Source organism: Cyclobacterium sp. 10D3-21, assembly GCF_055809755.1.
Genome location: NZ_CM147924.1, coordinates 2401166 through 2425938, shown reverse-complemented (window position 1 = coordinate 2425938; position 24773 = coordinate 2401166). Strand labels below are relative to the sequence as shown.

The 24773-nt window shown below is 39.9% G+C and carries 18 protein-coding genes; 12 read left to right on the top strand and 6 right to left on the bottom strand.

Annotated elements, in window-relative coordinates; all coding sequences use genetic code 11:
- Nucleotides 1–33: 33 nt before the first annotated feature.
- The 4 genes from ychF to AC0L7T_RS09825 all read right to left on the bottom strand — a co-directional run bounded on the left by ychF (nucleotide 34) and on the right by AC0L7T_RS09825 (nucleotide 3243).
- Nucleotides 34–1131, bottom strand: coding sequence for a redox-regulated ATPase YchF (gene ychF, locus AC0L7T_RS09840; RefSeq protein ID WP_473342390.1), 1098 nt, complete (start codon nucleotides 1129–1131; stop codon nucleotides 34–36).
- A 5-nt stretch (nucleotides 1132–1136) separates the two neighbouring features.
- The gene (locus AC0L7T_RS09835) at nucleotides 1137–2228 is read right to left on the bottom strand and encodes an AI-2E family transporter (RefSeq protein ID WP_473342389.1); all 1092 of its coding nucleotides are present in this window, start codon (nucleotides 2226–2228) and stop codon (nucleotides 1137–1139) included.
- Nucleotides 2229–2369: 141 nt separating this feature from the next.
- On the bottom strand, nucleotides 2370–2723 hold the full coding sequence (locus tag AC0L7T_RS09830; protein WP_473342388.1) for a DUF3276 family protein: 354 nt from the start codon (nucleotides 2721–2723) through the stop codon (nucleotides 2370–2372).
- Between the two features lie 172 nt (nucleotides 2724–2895).
- A complete protein-coding gene (locus AC0L7T_RS09825; protein ID WP_473342387.1) occupies nucleotides 2896–3243 on the bottom strand; it encodes a 4Fe-4S binding protein in 348 nt (115 codons plus the stop codon).
- A gap of 218 nt (nucleotides 3244–3461) precedes the next feature.
- On the opposite strand from AC0L7T_RS09825, the gene AC0L7T_RS09820 reads away from it, so the two are divergent.
- On the top strand, nucleotides 3462–4478 hold the full coding sequence (locus tag AC0L7T_RS09820) for an aldehyde dehydrogenase family protein (RefSeq protein WP_473342386.1): 1017 nt from the start codon (nucleotides 3462–3464) through the stop codon (nucleotides 4476–4478).
- 162 nt (nucleotides 4479–4640) lie between these two features.
- Entirely contained in the window at nucleotides 4641–6905 is a 2265-nt protein-coding gene (locus AC0L7T_RS09815; protein ID WP_473342384.1) for an aconitate hydratase, read from the top strand.
- A gap of 243 nt (nucleotides 6906–7148) precedes the next feature.
- Here the strand turns inward: AC0L7T_RS09815 and AC0L7T_RS09810 are convergent, their stop codons facing one another.
- Nucleotides 7149–8099, bottom strand: coding sequence for a tetratricopeptide repeat protein (locus AC0L7T_RS09810; RefSeq protein WP_473342383.1), 951 nt, complete (start codon nucleotides 8097–8099; stop codon nucleotides 7149–7151).
- Nucleotides 8100–8612: 513 nt separating this feature from the next.
- Here AC0L7T_RS09810 and AC0L7T_RS09805 point away from each other — a divergent pair.
- From AC0L7T_RS09805 to AC0L7T_RS09760, 10 genes are all read left to right on the top strand, one after another.
- Nucleotides 8613–8801, top strand: coding sequence for a CsbD family protein (locus AC0L7T_RS09805; protein WP_473342381.1), 189 nt, complete (start codon nucleotides 8613–8615; stop codon nucleotides 8799–8801).
- A gap of 611 nt (nucleotides 8802–9412) precedes the next feature.
- A complete protein-coding gene (locus tag AC0L7T_RS09800) occupies nucleotides 9413–10378 on the top strand; it encodes a 3-hydroxyacyl-CoA dehydrogenase family protein (protein ID WP_473342380.1) in 966 nt (321 codons plus the stop codon).
- A gap of 4 nt (nucleotides 10379–10382) precedes the next feature.
- Nucleotides 10383–11696 (top strand): aspartate aminotransferase family protein, encoded by a 1314-nt coding sequence (locus AC0L7T_RS09795; RefSeq protein WP_473342379.1) that lies wholly within the window; start codon nucleotides 10383–10385, stop codon nucleotides 11694–11696.
- A 1-nt stretch (nucleotide 11697) separates the two neighbouring features.
- Nucleotides 11698–12603, top strand: coding sequence for a 3-hydroxyacyl-CoA dehydrogenase family protein (locus tag AC0L7T_RS09790; protein WP_473342378.1), 906 nt, complete (start codon nucleotides 11698–11700; stop codon nucleotides 12601–12603).
- A 28-nt stretch (nucleotides 12604–12631) separates the two neighbouring features.
- A complete protein-coding gene (locus AC0L7T_RS09785; RefSeq protein ID WP_473342377.1) occupies nucleotides 12632–13363 on the top strand; it encodes a phytanoyl-CoA dioxygenase family protein in 732 nt (243 codons plus the stop codon).
- 5 nt (nucleotides 13364–13368) lie between these two features.
- Complete coding sequence (locus AC0L7T_RS09780; RefSeq protein ID WP_473342376.1) at nucleotides 13369–15867, top strand: sodium:solute symporter; 2499 nt, start codon at nucleotides 13369–13371, stop codon at nucleotides 15865–15867.
- The gene (locus AC0L7T_RS09775; protein WP_473342375.1) at nucleotides 15864–16979 is read left to right on the top strand and encodes a sialidase family protein; all 1116 of its coding nucleotides are present in this window, start codon (nucleotides 15864–15866) and stop codon (nucleotides 16977–16979) included. Before AC0L7T_RS09780 ends, AC0L7T_RS09775 begins: the two co-directional genes overlap by 4 nt.
- Entirely contained in the window at nucleotides 16976–19291 is a 2316-nt protein-coding gene (locus AC0L7T_RS09770) for an aminotransferase class III-fold pyridoxal phosphate-dependent enzyme (RefSeq protein WP_473342374.1), read from the top strand. The genes AC0L7T_RS09775 and AC0L7T_RS09770 overlap by 4 nt, the downstream gene beginning before the upstream one ends.
- 435 nt (nucleotides 19292–19726) lie before the next feature.
- The gene (locus tag AC0L7T_RS09765; RefSeq protein WP_473342373.1) at nucleotides 19727–20245 is read left to right on the top strand and encodes a DinB family protein; all 519 of its coding nucleotides are present in this window, start codon (nucleotides 19727–19729) and stop codon (nucleotides 20243–20245) included.
- A 624-nt stretch (nucleotides 20246–20869) separates the two neighbouring features.
- Entirely contained in the window at nucleotides 20870–21388 is a 519-nt protein-coding gene (locus AC0L7T_RS09760) for a DinB family protein (protein ID WP_473342372.1), read from the top strand.
- 996 nt (nucleotides 21389–22384) lie between these two features.
- Here AC0L7T_RS09760 and AC0L7T_RS09755 read toward each other — a convergent pair.
- Complete coding sequence (locus tag AC0L7T_RS09755; protein WP_473342371.1) at nucleotides 22385–24754, bottom strand: prolyl oligopeptidase family serine peptidase; 2370 nt, start codon at nucleotides 24752–24754, stop codon at nucleotides 22385–22387.
- Nucleotides 24755–24773 lie beyond the last annotated feature (19 nt).

Here is a 24773-nt window from a genome sequence, read left to right as displayed (position 1 = left end):
TGCAACAAACTTAATAATAATATTTCAATTTATTTACACATTGAACCTAAAATGCATGATATCTCCGTCACAAACTACATATTCTTTACCTTCAACTGCAATTTTCCCGTTTTCACGGCAAATTGCTTCCGTTTTGAACGTTTCAAAATCTTTTAGTTTTATAACCTCTGCTTTGATAAAGCCTTTCTCAAAATCAGTATGAATTACACCTGCAGCTGCTGGGGCTTTCCAACCTTTCGTTATTGTCCACGCTCTCACTTCCTGAACTCCTGCTGTGAAATAGGTAATAAGGTTCAATAATTTATAGGCTCCAGCAATTAATCTGTTCAAACCACTTTCCTCAAGACCGTACTCGCCTAGAAACATTTCTTTTTCTTCGACTTCCTCAAATTCGGCAATTTGCTCCTCCAATGCTGCACAAAGGACAATTACATCTGCGTTCTCATTGGCTACTTCCGCTTTAAGTTTATCCACGTACTCATTCCCGTCCTTTATACTTCCTTCATCTACGTTTGCAACATACAGTACGGGTTTAATCGTCAGCAAATGAATGTCTGCTATGGCCTTCAAATCGTCTTCATCCGCTTCTATGGCACGGGCATTCTTACCTTCCATTAGGCCTTCTTTGAATTTCTGTAAACTTTCAACGGCTTTTCTGGCTTTAGCATCTCCACTTTTTGCAACTTTCTCAATCCTAAGCAGTTTTTTATCAACTGACTCAATATCTTTAAGTTGCAATTCAGTATCAATGACTTCTTTGTCAAAAATGGGATCAACTCCACCTGCTACATGTACGACATTAGGATCATCAAAGCATCTGACCACGTGTATTATCGCATCAACCTCCCTTATATTACCCAAAAATTTATTGCCTAAACCTTCTCCTTTACTCGCACCTTTTACTAATCCAGCTATGTCTACAAATTCGATTACTGTTGGAAGTACTCTTTGTGGGTTCACCAGACCTTCCAAGATTTGTAAACGCTTATCCGGCACTGTCACAACACCCACATTGGGCTCTATAGTACAAAAAGGAAAATTTGCTGCTTCAGCCTTAGCACTTGACAAGGCATTAAATAATGTTGACTTCCCTACATTTGGCAAGCCTACAATTCCACACTTAACTCCCATGAATGTTAAATCTTATTTATTCTAAATATCCTGTATTCTCTATACCCTTTGTAAAATTCCTTTATAGAAACCCTAAATATAGTATAAACTGGTATGGCGAAAATCATACCCAATACACCGGCAATTTTTGCCCCCACAAAGATAATAACAAAAATTTCAAGAGGGTGGGCTTTTACTGATTTAGAAAAAATAAAAGGCTGTAAGATCACATTATCACTTACCTGCACCACAGAAAACACAGCCAACACCTTAAATAGAAATAAGTATACCTCATTGGCAGTATTGAAATCCCCGGTAGAAAGCCCAACTAATACCCCAAAAGTCGCCCCTAATAGTGGTCCGGCATAAGGTATGAGGTTGGCTACTGCTGCAAAAACTGCAATTGTCATTGCATATTCAATATTACCTATTGACAAGCCGACGGATGCAAGGGTGAAAATCACTGACATTTGTATCAATAAACCTATCAGGTAATTGGACAACAATCTTTCTACCTTGTGAAAAGTAGCTACAGACAATTCAAAATATTTATTCGGAATGAAATTCAAAATATTTCTCCGAAGTAGCCCATTTTCCAGGAGCAAGAAAAATGTAATAAAACCTATGGCAAGTATACTTATAAAGAAACTACTTGTAGTGGAAATTACACCATTGACAAATCCTTGGAAATTCATGCCATTGACACTATTCAGTAGGCTTTCTTTCACAAGTTTTATCAGGTAACCAGGCTCATTATCGATAAGATTTAATTTTATAAGTATCACTTCCAGATTATCAATTGGTCGTTGAATCTGATCGTATAAATAGTTGACATCCAGCGCTTTTAATAGCTCAACCTGTGAGCGAAAAAGGGGGATAAATAACAACACCAATAAAAAAACAACCGAAATAATGGCTAAAAATGATATTAAAATTGCCATGGCACGGGGAATATGTTGCCCCATTATGTACAAGTTGCTGATTTTATTGGTAAGCGGCCTAAGTGCAGCGGCAATTACAAGAGAGAATATAAAATATAGGCTAATATTGGAAAAATACCATCCGAACACAAAAACAAGTATGGTAGCAACTATAGCTGTTAATATAACTTTTAGCATGGTTCAAAAATAACAAAAAAATCGAACCCTGTGCCATGCTTTCCACTAATAGGGGAAAAACATTTCCAAGGTTCGATTTATATATCTTTTGGATTTATTATTCTAGCAAAAGTATGATTAGAATAAGAGCTAATTAAATTATTAATCCCACTTTAGATCTTCACCAAACTTATTGTTATTTTCATTGGTTGATTCGGTAGTTTCAGGTTCAGCATCAAACTGAGAGAAGTCAAAATCTGGCATCAAGTCATTTTTCACGTGACCTACAGCCTCTTGAAGGGCATCTACAAACTTTCCAAAATCCTCTTTATACAAGAATATTTTGTGCTTCTCATAGTAGAAAGTGTCATCCTTGATCTTCCTCTTGCTTTCAGTTATGGTCAAATAGTAATCATTGGACCGGGTAGCTTTAACATCAAAAAAATAGGTTCTCTTACCAGCTTTTACCCTTTTGGTGAAAATCTCATCTCTTTCGTAATCTTTATTATCTTCCACTATCCAAATATTTATTTTTTCAAAAATCAATTTAATGCCAAGTTAAATCAATTCAAATATCAAATTCAAGTTATTGATCGTTTTTTTTCTTAAAATATGTGATATTCTTCAAAATACCTATTGGAAAAGACAATTTTGTGACTATAAAATATTGGTTCTCTAATCACTAATATTATTCTCCGTGGAGAAACTCTTTTTTAGCAATTAACTCTTCTTCTGTTTCTCTATGGTCAGGATCATCTATACAACAATCTACAGGGCAGACAGCAGCACATTGAGGTTCCTCATGGAAACCAGTACATTCTGTACACTTTTGGGTGACGATATAATAAAACTCATCAGAGACAGGCTCTTGTTTTTCATCACCATCCACCACAGTCCCATCTTCCTGTGTTACCTGACTCAACTCAGTACCTCCACCCCAAGTCCATTCAATTCCCCCTTCATAAATGGCGGTATTGGGGCATTCTGGTTCACATGCACCACAATTGATGCATTCGTCCGTTATCATTATTGCCATTGTGCTTCTTTTTTTGTTCGAGCACAAAACTACTAACCAATTCACAATCTCACAAGCAAAATGATTCTCCTTTCAAAAAATATCTTACATACATTATTTGTTGCACTAACTATTTGATTTCATTTATCCATTAGCTTTGCTTGCGAATAATTATATTTGGGCCAAAGTTCACCAAATGATAGGGTCTTAAAAGGACCCTATACTATATTTTCATAATTATGGATGTAAATCAAAGACTTACCCTACTTGCTACACTTGGTGATCGCTTGCTTCAATTAAGCGATGATAAAAAAGTGGAATTGTTCGATAAAATGCAGAATCACAACAATTGGTTTACGCCCAAACAATCGGCTTTGGCCCTTGAAGGCATAAGCAGGTACCTCTCCGATGCGCAATTGAAGAAATGGGTCAAGCCGTACACTTTCGAAAATGGCAAAGCAGCCAGAAATATAGGGATTATCATGGCTGGGAATATTCCAGGTGTCGGTTTTCACGATTTGCTTTGTACCCTAGTGGCTGGTCACAATGCAAGAATAAAATTGGGATCTTCCGACAATATATTGATCCCTTGGTTAGTGGAACAATTGAAGGAATTGTCTCCAGAATTGGCTGAAACCATTTCATTCGAAGAGCGACTAAGAGATATGGATGCTTATATTGCTACAGGAAGTGACAATTCAGCCAGGTACTTTGACTATTACTTTGGTAAATATCCCCATATAATACGTAAAAACAGAACCTCCATCGCCGTATTAAACGGGGAAGAATCAGAAGCAGACTGGGAATTGCTTTCCACAGATATCTTTACTTATTACGGCCTGGGCTGTAGAAATGTATCAAAAGTTTTTTTTAGCCATATTTCCCAGGTCCAGGACTTCATGAAGGCCATGGAGAAAGTAAGTGATGTGCTGAACCACCACAAATATTTTAATAATTACGAGTACAACAAGTCCAAGTATCTTATTAATAGGGTGGAACATTTTGACAATGGGCATTTATTATTGGTAGAAGCTAAGGATTTGGTTTCACCGATTTCTGTCATCTATTACGAGGTCTATGAATCGGCTGACATCCTTAAGAAGAATTTATCCACTTTGGAAGATAAGGTCCAATGTATTGTTTCTAAAGATGGCTGGTTTGATGGAAGCATTCCTTTGGGCACGGCCCAGAGCCCTGAAGTTTATGAGTATGCAGACAAAATTGACACCTTAAAATTCCTTTTGGCACTGGAATAGCATCGGTAAAACTACTTATACCTTCAATTTTAAATAAATTCTGTTTTTAAATCCTTTATAAATAAGCATATAATAACAAGCATCATGGCCGATTAATTATTGAATTTTGTATCTTTGCGCCCTATTGAATTTTCATCAAACAACAATATAAATTCATTATTAATGGTTTTTGATATAGATATGATTAAGTCGTTGTATGCTGAGTTTCCTCAGCGTATAGCTGCCGCCAGAAAAGTTGTGGGAAAGCCACTTACCCTAACAGAAAAAATCCTTTATGCCCATCTCTCTGAAGGTGAGCCTACCAAAGGGCATGAAAGAGGCGTATCTTATGTTGATTTTAAACCCGACAGGGTTGCCATGCAGGATGCGACAGCCCAAATGGCTTTGTTGCAGTTTATGCAGGCTGGCAAATCTAAAGTTGCAGTACCTTCTACTGTACACTGTGATCACCTTATTCAGGCTGAAATTGGTGCTTCCATTGATTTAGCAAAAGCAAAAGATAAAAACAAAGAGGTATATGATTTCCTTTCTTCTGTTTCCAACAAGTATGGTCTTGGATTTTGGAAACCAGGAGCTGGAATCATCCATCAGGTAGTTTTAGAAAATTACGCTTTCCCAGGAGGAATGATGATCGGAACAGATTCTCACACGCCTAATGCAGGTGGTTTGGGAATGGTAGCCATCGGTGTAGGTGGAGCAGATGCTTGTGACGTAATGGCTGGTCTTCCTTGGGAGCTAAAATTCCCTAAATTGATTGGTGTTAAGTTAACCGGTAAATTATCTGGCTGGACTTCCGCAAAAGATGTAATCCTTAAAGTAGCAGGAATCCTAACAGTAAAAGGTGGTACAGGATGTATTGTTGAATATTTTGGAGAAGGAGCACGCTCTTTATCAGCCACAGGAAAAGGCACCATTTGTAACATGGGTGCTGAAATTGGAGCTACCACTTCCATCTTTGGGTATGATGAAAAATCTGAAGCTTATTTGAGAGGTACTTCAAGAGCTGAAATTGCAGATTTAGCAAATGGCATCAAAGAATATTTAACAGGTGATGATGAAGTTTATGCTTCTCCTGAAAAATACTTTGACGAGGTCATTGAACTCAATCTTTCTGAATTAGAGCCACACATCAATGGTCCTTTTACTCCAGATCTAGCTTGGCCGCTATCTAAATTTGCAGCAGCAGTAAAAGAAAACAATTGGCCAGAAAAACTGGAAGTTGGACTGATCGGTTCTTGTACCAATTCTTCCTATGAAGACATTTCAAGAGCTGCTTCTCTTGCCCAACAAGCAGTAGATAAAAAACTTAAAGCCAAATCAGAATATACCATTACTCCAGGTTCTGAACAAGTGCGATTCACTGTAGACAGAGATGGATTCCTACAAATATTCGAAAATATGGGTGGCGTGGTTTTGGCCAACGCATGTGGCCCATGTATTGGCCAATGGGCAAGACATGGAGCTGAAAAACAGGAAAGAAACTCTATCATCACCTCCTTTAATAGAAACTTTGCAAAAAGAGCAGATGGTAATCCAAATACCCACTCCTTTGTAGCATCACCTGAAGTAGTTACTGCTTTGGCCATTGCTGGTAACCTTACCTTCAATCCAATGACAGACACCCTTACCAATGAGGATGGAGAGCAGGTTAAATTGGACGAACCAATGGGACTTGAACTTCCTGCAAAAGGTTTTGCTGTTGAAGATGCGGGCTATCTTGCTCCAGCGGAAGATGGATCTATGGTAGAAGTAAAAGTAGCTTCTGATTCAGAGCGACTACAATTATTAGAGCCTTTTAAACCATGGGAAGGAACGGACTTGAAAGGGCTTAAACTCTTAATAAAGGCCAAAGGCAAGTGTACAACTGATCATATTTCTATGGCAGGCCCATGGTTGAGGTTCCGAGGACACCTTGACAATATTTCAAACAACCTTTTAATCGGTGCTATCAACTTCTTCAACGACACTTCCAATAAGGTGAAAAACCAGTTGGATGGCAGTTATGGAGAGGTTCCAGCAGTACAACGTCAATATAAGTTACATAATATCGGTACTGTAGTAGTAGGTGACGAAAACTATGGTGAAGGTTCTTCTAGAGAGCATGCTGCTATGGAGCCAAGGTTCTTGGGAGTACGTGCTATTATAGTAAAATCTTTTGCTAGAATCCATGAAACCAACCTAAAAAAGCAAGGCATGCTAGGCTTGACTTTCGCTAATCCTCAGGATTACGATTTGGTTCAGGAAGATGATTCTATTGACATTGTTGGGTTGAATAGTTTTGCCCCAGGCAAACCATTGACAGTGATACTTCACCACAACGATGGTAGTGAGGACAAAATAACTGTGAACCATACCTACAATGAAGGTCAAATCAAATGGTTCAAAGCAGGCTCAGCGTTGAACCTTGTAAAGGAAGGTCTTATTTAGTAGGAAAAGGACAATAACTATTGCATAACGCGAGTTAAAATCACTTTTTCTGGCTTTATTAGCCAGCTTGTTTATAATAAAGGGAAGGCTACAATTAATTTTGTAGCCTTCCCCTTTTTATAGAATTTTGTCTCAATAACATTAATCCAGATTTACAAAAGGATTCCTTGGAGCACTTCCATAAGTGATCGCATTACCATTTAGAGGAACAATTGCCAAATTGGTGTGTAAGTATTTTGTTATTTATTTCTGGCTAACATCGGAATCCAATTGAGACAGGTATTCTGAAACTAAGGGCATTTCAGGATCCGCTTTGTACGCATCATTTAAAAATTTACTTGCCAAGGACATGTCGCCTTTCTTAAAGTAATAGATCCCTTTATTTCTTACGGCATAATTATTTTTCGAGTTTTGCTTTAAGCTATAATTGATGTCTTCCAAAGCCCCTTCAAATTGGTCGAGATACAATCTGTAAAGACCTCTATTGTTGTAATAGTAAGATTGATCTTTGTCAAGCCTAATGGCTTCTTCTACCGATTCAAGTGCTTTTTGGTAGGCTCCATTTTCAAAATGGATCAAGGAATAAAGATTGTACAGCTTACTCTCCCCTGGATCTAATTTCATGGCCTTTTCAAGATCTGAAATGGCGGCATCAAGGTCTTTCAAATAATAATGGACAGTAGCACTGTTGATATACAACTCGGCATTATCAGGGGAAAATTGAATCGCCTTGCCAAAAGAACCCAATGCATCCTTATAGGACTTCATTTCTGCTTGCACCAAGCCACGTATAAAATAAGCCTGTCCATCCTGATCATTTATTTGAAGCAGCGTTTCTGTATCTTCCAACGCTTTATAATTTTCACCAAAATCAAGATGTGCTATAGCTCTTTGACGTAAGGCGGGAACATAACCATTGTCAATATTGATGGCCTCAGAAAAATCTGCTATGGCTTCCACTAATTTAGCTTGTTGGTATTTGGCCATCCCCCGGTTAAAAAATGCATCTTTAAATTGTGGATCTATGGCTAAAGCTTCATCGTAATAAGTAATGGCACCTTTCAGGTTCCCCTCCTTTAGTTCATTATTACCTTTTAATAAAAACCTCCCTTTTTTGTCTTCATTTGAAGTGCAAGACAGGGCAATTGAAAGTAAAAGGCCAAAGCTTAACCAAATTATGTTATTTTTCTTCATCAGCTATTTAATTAACTTTTATCACTTCCCTAAGAAACGAAGGCATATAAGGCTTAATGCGTTAACCCGAAACAAGCAACAAACATCACCTGATTAATTCACTTTAAATCAAAAGCTTAGAAATATTGATGCCAATCCTATTTTAACACATCAAACTATGATTGACTATTTTTAATAATAACCAACAAGACTCAAGCCCATTAGAATACTTTATCAATTGGTAATTTCAAGTGAAAAACTTCCTCCCTCCTTCAAAGGTAATAACAAACTACTTCGCACAATAATTAAACCCCAAATATGCCTCCTACATTTTTTAATACCAGTTGAAATTGACCCATAGAGAAGAATGGAATGGGTTCTTACTGACCATTTTGCTATACCAGGATATAAAAGCACACATTAACGCTGTTTTTGTTAAATTATCTGGTGGGCTCAGCACATTTGGTATAGATATTGCGATTAGTTATATAATTATCATAAGTTTTAATAATTTTTCACTAAAACCAACATATTATGTCAACCAATTTAAAATTGAAAGGAAACTGGAACGAGTTAAAAGGTAAACTTAAAGCGAAATACGGTGAACTCACCGATGATGATTTAGCTTATGCCGAAGGACAGGAAGACCAATTACTAGGTAAACTTCAGAAAAGAACCGGTGAAACTAAGGAAAACCTCAAAAAGTTTTTATTTTCTGAATAAATAGAGGAAATTTTATTAAGCCCGATAACCAAGTTATCGGGCTTTTTTCATTTAGGGATAAAAAGGATGATGTACAATTCATTCCTCTTAAAAAAAGCCTCATCCTTTCTTACATTTTTCTCACTAGTTTGGCAATTATAACACCATTGACTATGGGTTGAGGTCCATAGTAGCTTTAAGCAAAGTAGAGGATAGTAAAATAAACATCAGGCACCAATTCAACTCGGTGAAAAACCATACAAACAGCATTTTCTGGGAAACTGAACACAATTATTTTTTATTAAGAGGCCCTTCCAACAATTGTTTATTTTTTAAACAAACAGGGCCAACGACAGAGATTTAAGGAAACAATAGCAATCTTATTTTCTGCAAAAATTGATTTTTTCAACAATAATTTTACAAAGGAATCAATTTATCTGTAGCCTAGGGTGAATATTTTATTAAGGAAACCCCAAATAATCCACCGTATAAAAAATAGTATCACTTTTACACATAATAATAATAGCAAGTTTTACAGATCAATAATAAATTTGAGCAATAAGGCTGTTTTTAACCAAGTAAAATAAATACTCCCTTTATTTCAATAATTCTAAAACAATCGACAAAGACCATTGGAAGTAAAAAACAATTCTTCAGCCATAGAAATAGGTGTAGTAGGGCTTGGATTAATGGGAACAAGTATCATCGTTTCACTTTTAGTTAGTGGCCATACGGTTGTCGGCATTGCACCACTTCCAGCGGATATGGATGGGGCATTGAACAGGATACAAAGTCAATTGAATCATGCTGCAGAAGCAGGGCTATTAAAAGAGCGTGTAGGCAATTACTTGAAAAGGCTACAGCTTACAGAGAATTACGAAAAACTAAGGAATTGCCGTTTGGTTCAGGAATGTGTCACAGAGGTAATTGCCATAAAAACAGAAGTATACAAGAAAATAACACAAAACACCGAGACCACCACTGTCATCGCTACCAATACTTCAGCGATCCCCATCAGCACTCTCCAGGAAAACATTAGCCATCCTTCAAGATTTATTGGCATACATTGGGCAGAACCAGCCTATATGACGCGCTTTTTAGAAGTTACTAAAGGAGAGCATACTGATGAAGAAATAGCCAAATGGGTGCTCGCATTGGCCCACACCTGGAGCAAGGAACCAACCTACCTTAAAAAAGACCTTCGAGGCTTCGTTACAAACCGAATGCTATATGCAGTTTACCGTGAAATGTTTGCTATTTTAGAGAATGGAGAAGCATCAATGGATGACATAGACAAGGCCTTCAGGTATGACCCAGGCTCTTGGATGACCTATATGGGACTGTTTAAAAGAATGGATCAAATGGGCCTAACTGATTATAAGGAAATTTTTGAGAATTTATTCCCTCAGTTGAACAATTCTCAAACTGTTCCTCCTACAATGCAAAGAATCGTAAAAGAACAAGGAAAGGGAGTAAACAACGGTAAAGGATTATATTGCTACACTAAAGAAGAAGCGGCCAAATGGGAAGAGGCATTTAAAAACTTTAATCACGAAATCTTCCAGTTGGCTGCACAATACCCGGAAATTAATAATTAGAAAAATGAGTAACGAAAAGTACCAAAAATCAGCAGATCTATTGGCCAGAGCAAAAAAAGTTTTGGCAGGAGGCGTTTCCTCTGAATTTAGAAAATACAATCATCCCCATGCCTTATTTTATAGCCATGGAAGTGGTAGTCGTATTTATGATGTGGATGGAAATGAATACAGAGACTTTACCTTAAGTCAGGGACCATTGATTTTAGGACACTCGCACCCTGAAGTGTTAAAAGCTGTTCATGATTACTCAGCCAAAGGGCAGTTATTCGCCGGTCAGCACATCATGGAACTAGAATTGGCAGAAAAGCTACAGGAACTTATCCCTTCAGCTGAGATGATGCGTTTTTGTCTGGATGGCTCAGAAGCGGTTCAAACCGCATTTAGGGTAGCAAGGTCAAAAACGGGTAAAAGCAAATTTTTAAGATTTGAAGGACACTACCATGGCTGGTTAGACAATGTTTGTTATGGTATCTCTACGCCTTCTCCAGAGGCTTTAGGCCCTAGAAAAGCGCCAAGTCCTAATCCTTGGAGCCAAGGTTTACCACCTGACTCAATTAATGAATTCCATTTACTTCCTTGGAATGACCTGGAATTGGTAAAAGCTAAATTGGCCGAAAGCCACCATGAAATCGCAGCTATTATTACTGAGCCAATCATGTGTAATAATGGATGTATCCTTCCCAATGAAGGTTACCTACAAGGACTAAGGGATCTTTGCGATGAATATAATATTGCGCTAATATTTGACGAAGTAATTACAGGCTTTAGAATTGGTCTTGGTGGTGCTCAGACTTTTTTCGGCATTACACCTGACATGTCCATATTTGCAAAAGCAATAGGAAGCGGTTATCCTATCAGTGCCATTGTAGGAAAGAAAGAGTGGATAGAAGAAATCTCTTCCGCGAGAGTAATCCATGCAGGAACCATGAACACCGCTAACCCAACGGTAGCAGCAGCCATGGCAACAGTCTCTTATCTAGAAAGGGAAAATCCTTATGCCAAGATGTTTGAATTGGGTGATCAATTGCGTGCTGGCCTTAGGGATCTTGCCAAAAAAACAGGACACAATATGGTTGTCTCTGGAATTGGCCCTATCATCCATACTGGATTCTCAGATGGAGATGGACTAAATGAATTTAGAGATGTCCTGAAACTGGATAAAGCCAAGCTGGGTCAATTTATTTCTGGCTTGCACAATGATGGCATCCGCGTAATTGGCAGGGGCTTATGGTACCTTTCTGCCATACATACTGAAGAAGATATTCAACATGCTTTAAAAAGTGTAGAAAAAGTACTGATGCAGATGAATGAAAAATAAAATGACCCCATCAGAAAAAACAATTTGTTTAGTGGGGGAAGGAAAAGACCTTTCCGGAATTGCCTTGTGTTTGGGCAATTCCGGACATAAGGTCTCCTTTATAGGAAATAAACTACCAAGGACAGCATTATCAGAAGAACTCAAAGCCCATCCTTTGGTTAGTCTTGACACAAACTGGTCAAACCTAAAAACAGCAAACCTAATAATCGCCAATACCTCCGAAAATATCGGGCTAAAAAAAGAATTACTGGGCAAAATAGCTCAAAACACTTCTCCGGAAGCCCTTATTGGAATAAATTCCGAAAGCTATTCCTTGGAAGGTTTACAGGAAACATTTCCAAACCCAGAGCGCTTAATAGGACTCAACTGGGTGTATCCGGCTCACCAAACCTTTTTCCTTGAAGTGATCACCAATAATCAAACGAAGCTTGCGCCGGTAACCGCGCTTATAAATTTGGCGAAGGATAAATGGGGGAAAGATCCCTATTTGCTAAGCAATGGTAAGGGAATACGAAGCAGGTTGATGGCGGCGATGGCTAGAGAGTCTTTTTATTTAATAGACAACGGCTATGCGGAACCAATCGATATAGACAGAGCTTGTAGAAATGATCCTGGTTATTATTTCCCTTTTGCAGGGAATTTCAGGTACATGGATTTAATGGGAACATTTATTTATGGACTGGTCATGAAAGACCTCAACCCAGAACTTTCACAAGAAAAGGCCCCCTCCAAGCTTCTCACTTCGAAAATAGATGCCGGCAAATCAGGCGTGAAAGATGGTGAGGGATTCTATTCCTATTCAGAAAATGAAGTTGAAACTTTTGAAAAAGACTTTTTGAAATTTAATAAAAAAATAAAAACGCTTATGGATAGGTATCCATTTGAGGGTGAAAATAACACCCAATAAACCAAGCCATAAGGAAACAAACAAACTTATGAAAGGACTAAACAGTAAAGAGAAATTTGATCAAGAGGGCTACCTGTATCTTCCTGAATTTTTAAGCACCTCTGAAATAGAACATATTCAGTCCAAGTTGGATGAGATTATAGAGGGAAGATTGCAGGATATTCCTTCGGAACATATAAAATATGAGGACCCTGCAAATAAAAAGGAGATCAAAATGATTCAGGACCTTCAAATTTATGATTCCCTGTTCAAAAAAATTCTCATCGAGAGTAAATTTTCGGCTTTAGCTGCTGAACTACTTGAAGAACCAGTTGTGGGAAAAACAGTCGAATTCTTCAATAAACCCGCCAAAATAGGCAAAGGGACTCCCCCACACCAGGATGGGTACTATTTTATGTTGACCCCGATGGCAGCAGTCACCTTTTGGATCTCCCTTGAAAAAGTAGACAAAGACAATGGTTGGGTTAGCTATGTTAAAAGGTCTCATTTGAATGGTGTGAGAGCACATGGGAAATCCGGGACCATAGGCTTTTCTCAGGAAATCGTCGATTTTGGAACACCTTCGGATCTGGAAAATGAGGAGTTTATAGCAACAAATCCTGGAGATGTATTGGTTCACCATGCACTTACCATCCATAGAGCAGCACCAAACACCAGTATAAATAGAAGTAGAAAAGCCTTAGGGTTGATTTATTTTGGAGAATCCGCCAAAGAAGACCTAGTTGCCAAAAAAGCTTACATAGCCGCCTTAAACAAATAAAATCAATGCATTACTCCTTTAGAAAAATTGCTTCTTTAAGCTTCCTTTTAATCACTTCGATTGTCCTCTTTTCTTGTGGAGAAAAAAACAATATGCTCTCAGAAGAGGATAAAAATCTTTCTTATGAGGTGCTGGACAAGGTGATGCATGAGGAAGAACAATGGGTAAAAGTCCATGCTGCCGAATACAAGTTACAAGTAGGCTTTTCTGAGGGAGTATATGAGACATTTTTAGAACAACTTGCCCTTTATGAGAATCAGCCACCATATAGAATTGGCATCTGGAGAGTACTGGCTAAATCTGCTCCAACAGAAGTTGAAAGAAAGCAATTCATTGACAAAATTTTAGCAGTTTATAACGATACAGAAGCCACCGATAGGATACATGCGGCAGAAACCTTAGCCAAGCTGGGCGTTCCTGTCAGTACTTTGGCAAAAGCTACTACAGATGAAATCCTTAAAGGCGAAAAAGGTAGTTTATGGGTGTATACCCTATGGGCAAGTATGCAGGGTCAAGAGAAATCTAACAACCCAATGTTAGAAGTCTTGATGGCTGGCATCGAGGAGGAAATCCCAAGACTCCAAGCGGCCTATGCCCTAAAAATGGAAGGAAATATTCCGGAAGAAAAATGGGAATCCCTGGCAACAATGGCACTCAATGAACCTTCCACTTCTATTGCTAAAGTCCACCTGCTTACTGCTGCCTATTATTGGGCAGGTACTGAACATCAAAAGACTGATTCCTATAAAAAAATTGAAGATTTAATACTTTCCTTGCAGCAGTCCGATAATAAAGGGGATAGAATGTCCCTTACACTGGCTGTCGCACATAAAGGCGATTGGTCGCATCAGTCTATATTGCTGGGGTTTCTGCACAATAACAATCCCTTAGGAACTGAGGTCAATGCTGAAACCTCAGCTTCAAATGCCGATGTTATGGCTACCGCAGCTTTTGCCTTGCTACAAATGGAGCAAACAACCCACCATTTATCCACGATTGATTGGATAATCGTTCTGATTTATATGCTGGGAATGATGGTAATAGGCTATGTCTTTTCAAAGAAAAACAAAAATGAAAAGGATTTTTTATTGGGCGGTGGCAAGATGAACCCCATAGCCGTAGGCTTATCCCTTTTCGCTACTTTACTGAGTTCTTTAAGTTACCTCTCCTATCCTGGTGAAATGATCAAATATGGTCCTGTGGTTTTTTCAGGGGTTTTGGCCTTCCCTCTAATCTACTATATCGTGGGTTGGTTTCTGATTCCGCGATTTATGAAACTAAAGGTAACCTCTGCTTATGAAATTCTAGAGATCAATCTTGGCGTAAGTATACGCTTATTGGCTACGTTTTTCTTTTTATCTCTGCGCTTCCTCTGGATGGGAACCATTATTTTCATCACGGTAAACACCGCAATTATTTCAATTTTCGGTTTCGAAGACAGTACTTCTAACATCCTTTGGATAAGTATAATTTTAATTGGGGTAACCATTATTTATACTACCATGGGTGGTTTAAAGGCTGTCGTATTTACAGACGTGGTACAATCCTGCGTTTTGCTAGGAGGCGCCTTGCTTACCATTATTTTGATCAGCATCTATTTCGGATCAGCCACTTCATGGATACCTACGCATTGGCTGGATCATTGGGGAGAATACAAATGGGGCATTGATGCCAGGGAGCGTTTGAGTATAGGGAATGCCATCCTAATGACGGTCATTTGGTATGTGGCTTCATCAGGTTCTGATCAAATGTCTATCCAGCGATTTTTGGCTACTGAAAACATTCAAACGGCCAGAAAAACCTTCGCTGTTTCTTTAATCACCTCTTTTGTGGCTCAATTTCTTTTGGGACTTGTAGGTCTAGCAGTGTTGGCCTACTTCCTGGACAATCCTCAATTTTTAGCCGCTGATGAAACTGTATCAACCCAAGCAGACATTTTATTTCCAAAATTCATATTGGTAGGTCTACCAATAGGGGTTTCAGGGCTGGTCGCTGCTGGAATTCTTGCTGCTGCTATGTCTAGCTTGTCATCAGGGCTAAGTGCAACTTCCTCTGTTATCTCAGAAGACCTTATCAAAAGATTATCAAAAAAACCAAAACCAAAAAATGTAGATCAATTAAAAAGAATAAGGATACTTTCTTTAATTGTCGGCATCTTCACCCTCGCTTTAAGCCTCTTGATCAGTCGGGTGGAAGGCAATCTTTATGATGTGGTTGTCAAAGTGGTAAATCTTTTCGTTTCTCCGCTTTTCGTATTGTTTTTTATGGCCTTATTTATTCCTTTTGCAACTGCCAGGGGAGTATTTCTTGGAGGTATCGTTAGTATAGGAATAGCCATAGCTGTAGCCTTTTATAAATTTATGGACATAGAAGTACTCTTTATAACCCCTGCTTCCCTTTTTTCAGGTATAGCAGCAGGTATAGTATTCAGTTATGTTGACCATAAATTTTTAGGGAATCAAGATACCATGAAGAAAAGGAGTGAAAAAATAATGGGAAAATGAAAGTAATAAGGCAAGGAATACTTCCAAGGACAGGGGAATTTAGTTACTTAATGAGTAATACCTTCCCCAATATAGCAATGCTTACTTCTGGAAGGATATTGGCCGGATACAGGGCAGGGGAAATCAAAACAGACCCTATACATCAAAGGGCTTTATTGACCTGGTCTGATGATGGAGGAATGACCTGGAGAGAAGCATTTGAACCTTTCCAACTCAAGCCCATAGAAAGAAAACCAGGCAGGGCCCATTCTTTGTATTTATTACCATTAGGTGGAGAAAACGTACTTTTAGTGGCCAATTGGGTGGATCACTCAGAACCAAATCAACCCTTTTACGAGCCATCCAATCAACACCTGAAGGATACAAGAATTTTTTACTGTCTATCACAGGATAATGGTGCCTCTTGGAGTGAACCAGAATTTATTGACACTTCCAAAGCCAATGGACCTACTCCCCTTACCGGAGCGCCCCTTATGCTAGCAGACAATGTCATTGCCTGCCAATTTGAGATCAATAAATATGCACAAGATCCTAAACCTTGGATCCATAGGTCCGCACTTATTATTTCCCGAGACCTTGGAAAGACATGGGGAGAAATGATTGAAGTATCCAACTTTCCTCAGAAATTCTTTTGGGACCAACGCCCTGCAGTGATGAAGGAGTCGGGCAAACTGATCAACTTCTTCTGGACTTTTGATGGTGCTAGCCAGTCCTATAAAAATATTCATGCTTCCCTATCCACAGACTATGGTAAAAGCTGGTCCACACCCTATGACACTGGCATCTATGGACAACCCGGTAGCCCGGTGGACATGGGGGAAAAAGGTTTATTCACCATTGATATTGATCGAAGAAAAGCGCCAGTCATCACTATCAGGAACAGCCATGATGATGGAAAATCTTACACAAAATCCTTTCCATTGTACAAGCAACCTGGAAAAGGGCAAGACAGTGAAAACATGGAATTAAATCAGGCTTGGGATGAAATGTATCGTTTTACTACAGGTCATCCCCATCTGCTAAAAATTAGTGCGGATAAATTATGGGCCTATTTTTATACAGGAAGTAGTACGGACAACACCTCTATTCATTGGATGGAAATTCAAATATGATCCTAGCCCAAAATAACAAACCCTGGCATTTACGCTCTGAAGACCTGTCTGCAATAGAAGCACTGGACTCTTTTATTCCTGAGAAGTTCTTTGATATTCATGCCCATTGGTATAGAAAAGCAGACTTAAATGCTCCTGAGAATAGTTTTTGGAACAGTGACCCGGAGATCGCTGGTCATGAACAGTGGGAAGATTATACCCAGCAATTGCTGCCAAAAACCTCACTTCTGGGCGGCTTGTTTTTCCCTGCGCCATTGCCTAAGGTTAATTTATCTTCTGCCAATCAATTCCTGTTTGATGAACTGGAAAAGTCAACCTTATCCAAAGGATTGATGCTGGTGAAACCAGAAACCTCCCAAAAGGAATTGGAGATGGGGCTTTCACATGCCAAAGTGGTCGGATTCAAACCCTATCATGTGTATAGCACAGAAACCCCAACTTCTCAATCGGGCATAACAGGTTTTTTACCAGAACCTATCTGGGCTACGGCCCGTGAACACGCAGCAGTAATCATGTTGCATATCATGAAGGACAAGGCTTTACTTGATCCTCAAAACTGTGAAGACATTAGAAGGCTCTGCTTGAAATATCCCAATGTAAAATTGATTCTGGCGCATTGTGGGAGGAGTTTTCATGCCTTGCATGCAGAAGGAGCAAAATTCCTGAACAGCATTCCTAATATATGGTTTGACATGTCAGGGATCTGCGAAATGCAGGCAATATTGCCCATATTGAAATACTTCGGTCCGGAAAAATTAATGTTCGGGACAGACTTCCCCGTCTCACAAATCCGAGGAAAATGTGTTAGCATAGGCAATGGCTTTATCTGGCTGGATGAAAACAATTGCAATTGGGACCAGGCATGGGGCAAGCCTATCTTGGTAGGTTTAGAGTCCCTCAAGGCCTTGAAGGAAGCTGCGAGTAATTTTGGCCTCGATAAATCGGATTTGAATTTGATTTTTTGGAGAAATGCCATGCATTTACTCGAATTAAATGAGCATTCGGCATCAACGAACCAAAGCTATTACAAACATGCAAAAACCAGAATCCCTGGGGGCACCCAGCTACTAAGCAAAAGACCTGAAAACATGGCGCCCAATCATTGGCCACCCTATTTCAAAAAAGCTTCAGGATGTGAAATTTGGGATTTGGATGGGAAACACTTTTATGACTTCTCCACCAATGCCGTGGGTTCTTGCATTCTGGGTTATGCCCATCCCGAAATAAATAAGGCCATAATTAAAAAAGTACAGCTTGGCAATATGTGTTCGCTCAACCCACCTGAGGAGGTAGCATTGGCGGACAAACTCTGTGAAATTCATCCCTGGGCAGAACAAGCCAGGTTTGTCAGAGGCGGTGGAGAAGCTTGCGCAGTGGCAGTAAGAATCGCAAGGGCAACTACAGGCAGGGATAAAATCGCCCTTTGTGGCTACCATGGCTGGCAAGATTGGTACCTGGCCGCTAATCTGGGAGAAAATGATGCCCTCAAAGGCCATTTATTGCCCGGATTAAGTCCAGAAGGTGTTCCTGATGCACTAAGGAACACTACCTTCCCGTTCAAATACAATGACCTGGAGGCCTTTCAGGAAATTATTGATCAACAACCGGATCTGGCAGCAGTGATTATGGAGCCTTGCAGGTATGAAAATCCTGCACCCGGCTTTTTGGAAGCCATCAGGGACATCACCAAGAAACATGGAATCTTGCTGATCATAGACGAGATTACAGTGGGTTGGCGTTTGCATTTTGGAGGAATGCATTTGAAGTATGGCATTGAACCTGACATGGCTGTTTTTGCCAAAGCTTTAGGAAATGGTTATCCCATCGGGGCAGTTATAGGAAGCAAGGCTGCCATGGAAGGTGCTCAGCGATCCTTTATCAGTAGCACTTATTGGACAGAGAGTTTGGGTTCAGTAGCCGCACTGGTTACTATTGCAGAAATGGAAAAGCAGGACGTTCAAAAGGCCATTGAGCATTCTGGCCAACAAGTTCAGGGTATCTTACAAACAACCGCTGCTAGTGAAAACCTTCCCCTACAAGTCAAAGGCTTCCCTGCTTTGACAAGCTTTAGTTTCGACCATCCTGAAAGTGAAATGTTAAGGACTATTTTTACCCAACAGATGCTTTCCAAAGGCTTTCTTGCAGGCACTTCCTTTTACCCTACGCTTGCGCACAATGAAAAAATCATTGATGTCTACAAACAGGCCTTGGCTGAAACCTTTGGATGTTTAAGTCAAGTCATAAAAGAAAACAGCTTTGAAAAATGGCCCAAAGAAGAAAAGGCCCATAGTGGCTTTTCGCGGTTGTTGTAGGTGGGAGTTGCGGAAAACTGACATTGAAAGGGATTGAGAAAATTCAAAATCAGCGACGAAATCGTCAGTCTGAAAAGCACAAAATCCCCCTTCTGTAAAGGGGGACAAAGGGGGATTTTTTACGTAAACCTTCTAAAAAATTCATTGGCATTATATTGTTCATTCCAAAAGAAATCCCCCTACCTCCTTGTCAAGGGGGAGTTGCGGAAATGAGAATTTATGGCTGAATGGATGAAGTTGAAATGGGCTGACTCAATTGAAAGTTAGTAACGAAACCACCAATCCTGAAAGTACAAAATCCCCCTTTCTCCTAAAGGGGGACCAAGGGGGATTTTTTATGTGAACATTCTGAAGTATAAGCTTGGGATAGTTTGACAGCTCATAGAAATACAAAAATAATTCCCGAACTTTAGCTTTAATCCAAACCCAAAAACAATGAAAAAAACAAACATTCTACTGACCGCTCTTTTTCTTCTTATTGGAATGGCGAGTAGCCATGCCCAAACTACCATGGAAGAGTTTCTAGCCAAATGGGAAAACAGCAAAGCTTTTACCCTGGAAGCCATTGATAAAATGCCTGATGACAAGTTAGACGATAAATTCCATGAATCTGCCATGTCCTTTAGAGAGCAAATCACACACATAGGTGCTGCTGCAGCCAATATCTCAAAAGGATTTTTGCTCGGTGGTGAAATGGATTTCGATCCTTCAGCAAAGCCTCAAACCAAAGCAGAGATGAAAGAATTCATCAACAAGGCTTATGATTATGGTAAAAAGACCATTTCTTCTCTCTCTGAGGCGCAATTGTCCGAAAAAATAGATTCTTTTGCTGGAAAAATCACTCGTAGACAAATGGTAGGATTGCTGGATGACCATACTACTCACCATAGAGGAGCAGCCATAGCTTATTTAAGGGCCCAAGGCATTGACCCTCCGGGCTATAGAGGCGTATAATTATATTAATGAACCGGGATTTGCGGAAATGGGATTTTTTGGCTGAATTGGTAGTTATAAACGGGCTGACTCAATGTAAAGTTAGTAACGAACCCACCAATTCTGAAAGTACAAAATCCCCCTTCTGTAAAGGGGGAGAAAGGGGGATTTATTCGTAAACTGTAAATCTGATGTAGTTTTTAAATCAAAATACATAAACACGGCAGATGAGCAGAATCGATACCCGTCGGCTGAGCAGAGCCGATGCCTTAGAGTTAAATGCTCCGCTCAGGTTCCGGTAACGAAATTAACCTTTTGAAAAAAATTAACATACTGATTAACAGAGATATACACGTATAAATCCCTCCCGAATTTGATCGGGACAGGCTCTACCCCCTTGTCAAGGGGGAGTTGCGAAAATGAGAATTTATGGCTGAATGGATGAAGTTGAAATGGGCTGACTCAATTGAAAGTTATTAACGAAACCACCAATCCTGAAAGCACAAAATCCCCCTTTCTCCTAAAGGGGGACCAAGGGGGATTTTTTATGTGAACATTCTCAAGTATAAGCTTGAGATAGTATGACAGCTTATAGAAATACAAAAATAATTCCCGAACTTTAGCTTTAATCCAAACCCAAAAACAATGAAAAAAACAAACAATCTACTGACCGCTCTTTTTCTTCTTATTGGAATGGCGAGTAGCCATGCCCAAACTACCATGGAAGAGTTTCTAGCCAAATGGGAAAACAGCAAAGCTTTTACCCTGGAAGCCATTGATAAAATGCCTGATGACAAGTTAGACGATAAATTCCATGAATCTGCCATGTCCTTTAGAGAGCAAATCACACACATAGGTGCTGCTGCAGCCAATATCTCAAAAGGATTTTTGCTAGGTGGTGAAATGGATTTCGATCCTTCTGCAAAGCCTCAAACCAAAGCAGAGATGAAAGAATTCATCAACAAGGCTTATGATTATGGTAAAAAGACCATTTCTTCTCTCTCTGAGGCGCAATTGTCCGAAAAAATAGATTCTTTTGCTGGAAAAATCACTCGTAGACAAATGGTAGGATTGCTGGATGACCATACTACTCACCATAGAGGAGCAGCCATAGCTTATTTAAGGGCCCAAGGCATTGACCCTCCGGGCTATAGAGGCGTATAATTATATTAATGAACCGGGATTTGCGGAAATGAGAATTTTAGACTGAATTGGTAGTTATAAACGGGCTGACTCAATGTAAAGTTAGTAACGAACCCACCAATTCTGAAAGCACAAAATCCCCCTTTCTAAAGGGGGAACAAGGGGGATTTATTACGCAAATTGTAAACCTATTGTAGTTCCCCGGTGGCCAAGAGGAGCCAACACCCGTCGGCTGAGCGGAGCCGAAGCCTTAGGGGTACATACTCAAATTCCTATTCCCTCGGCTCCGCTCAGGATCCGGTAACGGGGATTGACTTTTGAAAAAATTACATCCTAATTTTCAATAATATTTCTGTTAAAATCCCCCTACCCCTTTGTCAAGGGGGACTTGCGGAAATGGGATTTTTTGGCTGAATGGCTGATTTGAAACGGGCTGACTCAATGTAAAGTTAGTAACGAACCCACCAATCCTGAAAGCACAAAATCCCCCTTTCTAAAGGGGGAACAAGGGGGATTTATTACGCAAATTGTAAACCTATTGTAGTTCCCCGGTGGCCAAGAGGAGCCAACACCCGTCGGCTGAGCGGAGCCGAAGCCTTAGGGGTACATACTCAAATTCCTATTCCTTCGGCTCCGCTCAGGGTCCAGTTGTATAATCGACCTTTTGCAAAAATCAACATACTGATAAACAGTGATATATCCGTATAAATCCCCCTACCCCCTTGTCAAGGGGGAGTCGCGGAAATAGGAATTTTTGGCTGAATGGCTGATTTGAAACGGGCTGACTTAATGTAAAATTAGTAACGACACTGTCATTCCTGAAAGTACAGAATCCCCCTTCGTTAAGGAGGATTTGCGGAAATGAGAATTTATGGCTGAATGGCTGAAGTTGAAATGAGCTGACTCAATTGAAAGTTATTAACAAAACCACCAATCCTGAAAGCACAAAATCCCCCTTTCTAAAGGGGGAGAAAGGGGGATTCTTTTCCGTGATATTTTAATCCTTGAGATTCAAACTCATTTAGCATTCTTTAAAAACTTATCCAAAAAGGCAAAACTCTCGATTCCGTTTATGGTATGTCCATCATTAAAATAAGCAATGGTGGTGGAACCTTCCTTCTGAATATTTGCGTAATGCCTTCTGACTTTGGCATATTCATAGGCTACCCATTTGTCTGTACCGACGGCATCCTTATGGCCTCTTTCCACCATAAATGGTCTGGGAGCAATTAAGGCAGCCATTTCAGCATAATTGAATGTATTGGCCAGGTTCCACTCAGGAATTTCATACTCTCCGGTAAAAGGATAACTGTTGAAAGCCTCATAATCTGTGCTTGCTACTTTTCGCACCCATTCATTAAAGTCGCCTGAACAAATAGACAATGCATAACCTTCAACCAAGGCTGGAACCCGCATGGCTGTTTTACCGCCATAGGACAGGCCATAAAACCCAATTTTCTCTGCATCCACAAAATCCTGCTGACCCAACCAGTCTACAATGCGTTGGTGCTGGCCTGTAATGATAGAATAAAGGGACAATCCCAATGGATTGGCTTTTCTTTGTAAAACCCTGAAATTATCCTTTCCCCAATACAAATTGTGTGGGGCAAATACCACATAGCCCCTATCTGCCAAGTCTGAAGCAAATCCTTTATAGGGTTTATAAGCCCTTTCACTTTTATCTTTGGTCAAAACATCTTTGGGTAAGCCTTCTAAACCATGCTGGGTAACCACAGCCGGCAAAGGCACTGATAGGTCTACTCCTTTAGGTACCAATAAAATTCCCCAAGCAAAAACACCTTCCCAAACATCCAGTTTCACTTCATAGGCTGTCCAACCTTCTGTTTCCGCATAAAATCTCGCTTCTGTATTGTTTGGCACATCTGGGTCGGGCAATCTCCCTAATTCTTCCCATAATCTTGCTCTATGGGCTGATTTTATGGCTTTCAAATCTCCCGAATTGCTATCAAGGGTCTGCCAAAAAGTATTGTCCCGGATAGTTTCAGAAGCAGGAATAAGTTGCTGCATATGGTTTTCCATAGCTCTTACAGCCCTTTCTTGCCTGTGTTCAACATTAAGCCAATGACTCGGTAAGCCACTGCTTAATAAAGAAATATTCTTTTCATTTAATTCAGCTTCTATCCCCAGGTCTTTCAGGAATGTTACCAAGGCTTTATCGGATTGCAGGCCATTTGCTGAATTACTTCCCTCATAAAAACGAAGGTTGCTCTTGCCTATGGGAAGCATTGCTTCTGCCCTTTGCCATTCTGCCTTCACCGAAGAAAGTTCAGGGATTTGTAATACTCCCGGCGCAGCACCATTCCTTCCTGCTGATGGTGCCGGTGGTCCTGAAGCTTTAGGGTACAAAGAATAATCGAGGTTTAATTTTTGCGGCCAGCTCATAACCGCCAGCTCGCCATCACCAAATTTCTCCAATAAGCCAAAGACATTTCTATAAATAGGTTCATTCCATATATCTTCTCTTTGGTCAAAATAACCACTTACCAAGGATGCGGAAATCCTAGGATCCAAAGCCGCCGCATAAAGGGACAGCATCCCTCCTTCTCCATGGCCAGCCACACCAATTTTCAGTGGTTTTCCCGTCTGTTCATTTTTTGCTTGGAACCAATCTACTGCTGCCAGAACTTTTTGCAATTCATAGCCTATCACATGTCTGCCTAGAATAAAGCCTTGTCTGTAAATGTACTCTCTGTGGGTTTGGTTGGTGAATTTCCCTTGGATAAGACTACCTGAAAAAGTGTCTTTTCGGTTAAGTAAAACAGGAACCAGCACCTCAGCCCCATTAATAGCCATATGTGCAGCCCTGCCAAAACCTGGTTCACCTTCCCCTGTCATACCCGCGACAACCTCTGGCGATGTGGCTGCATCCGGAACATAGACAACCCTGGCTTTGATCTCCCCTTTGGGGCTGATCAACAAACCTTCGGCAGAAAAATCGCCAAATACTCCGTCAAATACTCGCCACTTTACCGCAGAGATGGTGTATTTTTCATTCTCGAAAGTATAGGGTTCAAGTGCTCCACTTTCCTGGTAGCTTATAAAAGGAGCCGATCTCTTGTCTATAAGCCCTAAAATCTCCTGCAACTCCTGTCTTTGGGAGGCAATTGATTGATTGAAAGCTGCAGAACTTGTAAAATCCCTTTGCCAAAAATCATTTCTTGTTGCCTTGCTTTTCTGAAGGGCCTGATCCAAAAACTCTCCTACTCCCTTCATCATGGTATTGGGCAAGTCAAATTTCTCGTCCAACAAACGCGCCTGAAAAGGGAATTCATGTTCAGTTTGGCCCAAACTTTCCCCAAGGACTCCTGTCATCATCAATAAAACAACAAGCCAAATCCTACTCCTTGAAAAGCAAATTACATGCATTTTTTATTCGATTTTGTTT

Coding starts and splice junctions, on each gene's coding strand:
- AC0L7T_RS09795 (WP_473342379.1), top strand. CDS start 10,383: ATGAGTAACGAAAAGTACCAAAAATCAGCAGATCTATTGGCCAGAGCA.
- AC0L7T_RS09780 (WP_473342376.1), top strand. CDS start 13,369: ATGCATTACTCCTTTAGAAAAATTGCTTCTTTAAGCTTCCTTTTAATC.
- AC0L7T_RS09770 (WP_473342374.1), top strand. CDS start 16,976: ATGATCCTAGCCCAAAATAACAAACCCTGGCATTTACGCTCTGAAGAC.
- AC0L7T_RS09810 (WP_473342383.1), bottom strand. CDS start 8,099: ATGAAGAAAAATAACATAATTTGGTTAAGCTTTGGCCTTTTACTTTCA.
- AC0L7T_RS09825 (WP_473342387.1), bottom strand. CDS start 3,243: ATGGCAATAATGATAACGGACGAATGCATCAATTGTGGTGCATGTGAA.
- AC0L7T_RS09815 (WP_473342384.1), top strand. CDS start 4,641: ATGGTTTTTGATATAGATATGATTAAGTCGTTGTATGCTGAGTTTCCT.
- AC0L7T_RS09775 (WP_473342375.1), top strand. CDS start 15,864: ATGAAAGTAATAAGGCAAGGAATACTTCCAAGGACAGGGGAATTTAGT.
- AC0L7T_RS09805 (WP_473342381.1), top strand. CDS start 8,613: ATGTCAACCAATTTAAAATTGAAAGGAAACTGGAACGAGTTAAAAGGT.
- AC0L7T_RS09835 (WP_473342389.1), bottom strand. CDS start 2,228: ATGCTAAAAGTTATATTAACAGCTATAGTTGCTACCATACTTGTTTTT.
- ychF (WP_473342390.1), bottom strand. CDS start 1,131: ATGGGAGTTAAGTGTGGAATTGTAGGCTTGCCAAATGTAGGGAAGTCA.
- AC0L7T_RS09760 (WP_473342372.1), top strand. CDS start 20,870: ATGAAAAAAACAAACAATCTACTGACCGCTCTTTTTCTTCTTATTGGA.
- AC0L7T_RS09765 (WP_473342373.1), top strand. CDS start 19,727: ATGAAAAAAACAAACATTCTACTGACCGCTCTTTTTCTTCTTATTGGA.
- AC0L7T_RS09820 (WP_473342386.1), top strand. CDS start 3,462: ATGGATGTAAATCAAAGACTTACCCTACTTGCTACACTTGGTGATCGC.
- AC0L7T_RS09785 (WP_473342377.1), top strand. CDS start 12,632: ATGAAAGGACTAAACAGTAAAGAGAAATTTGATCAAGAGGGCTACCTG.
- AC0L7T_RS09755 (WP_473342371.1), bottom strand. CDS start 24,754: ATGCATGTAATTTGCTTTTCAAGGAGTAGGATTTGGCTTGTTGTTTTA.
- AC0L7T_RS09790 (WP_473342378.1), top strand. CDS start 11,698: ATGACCCCATCAGAAAAAACAATTTGTTTAGTGGGGGAAGGAAAAGAC.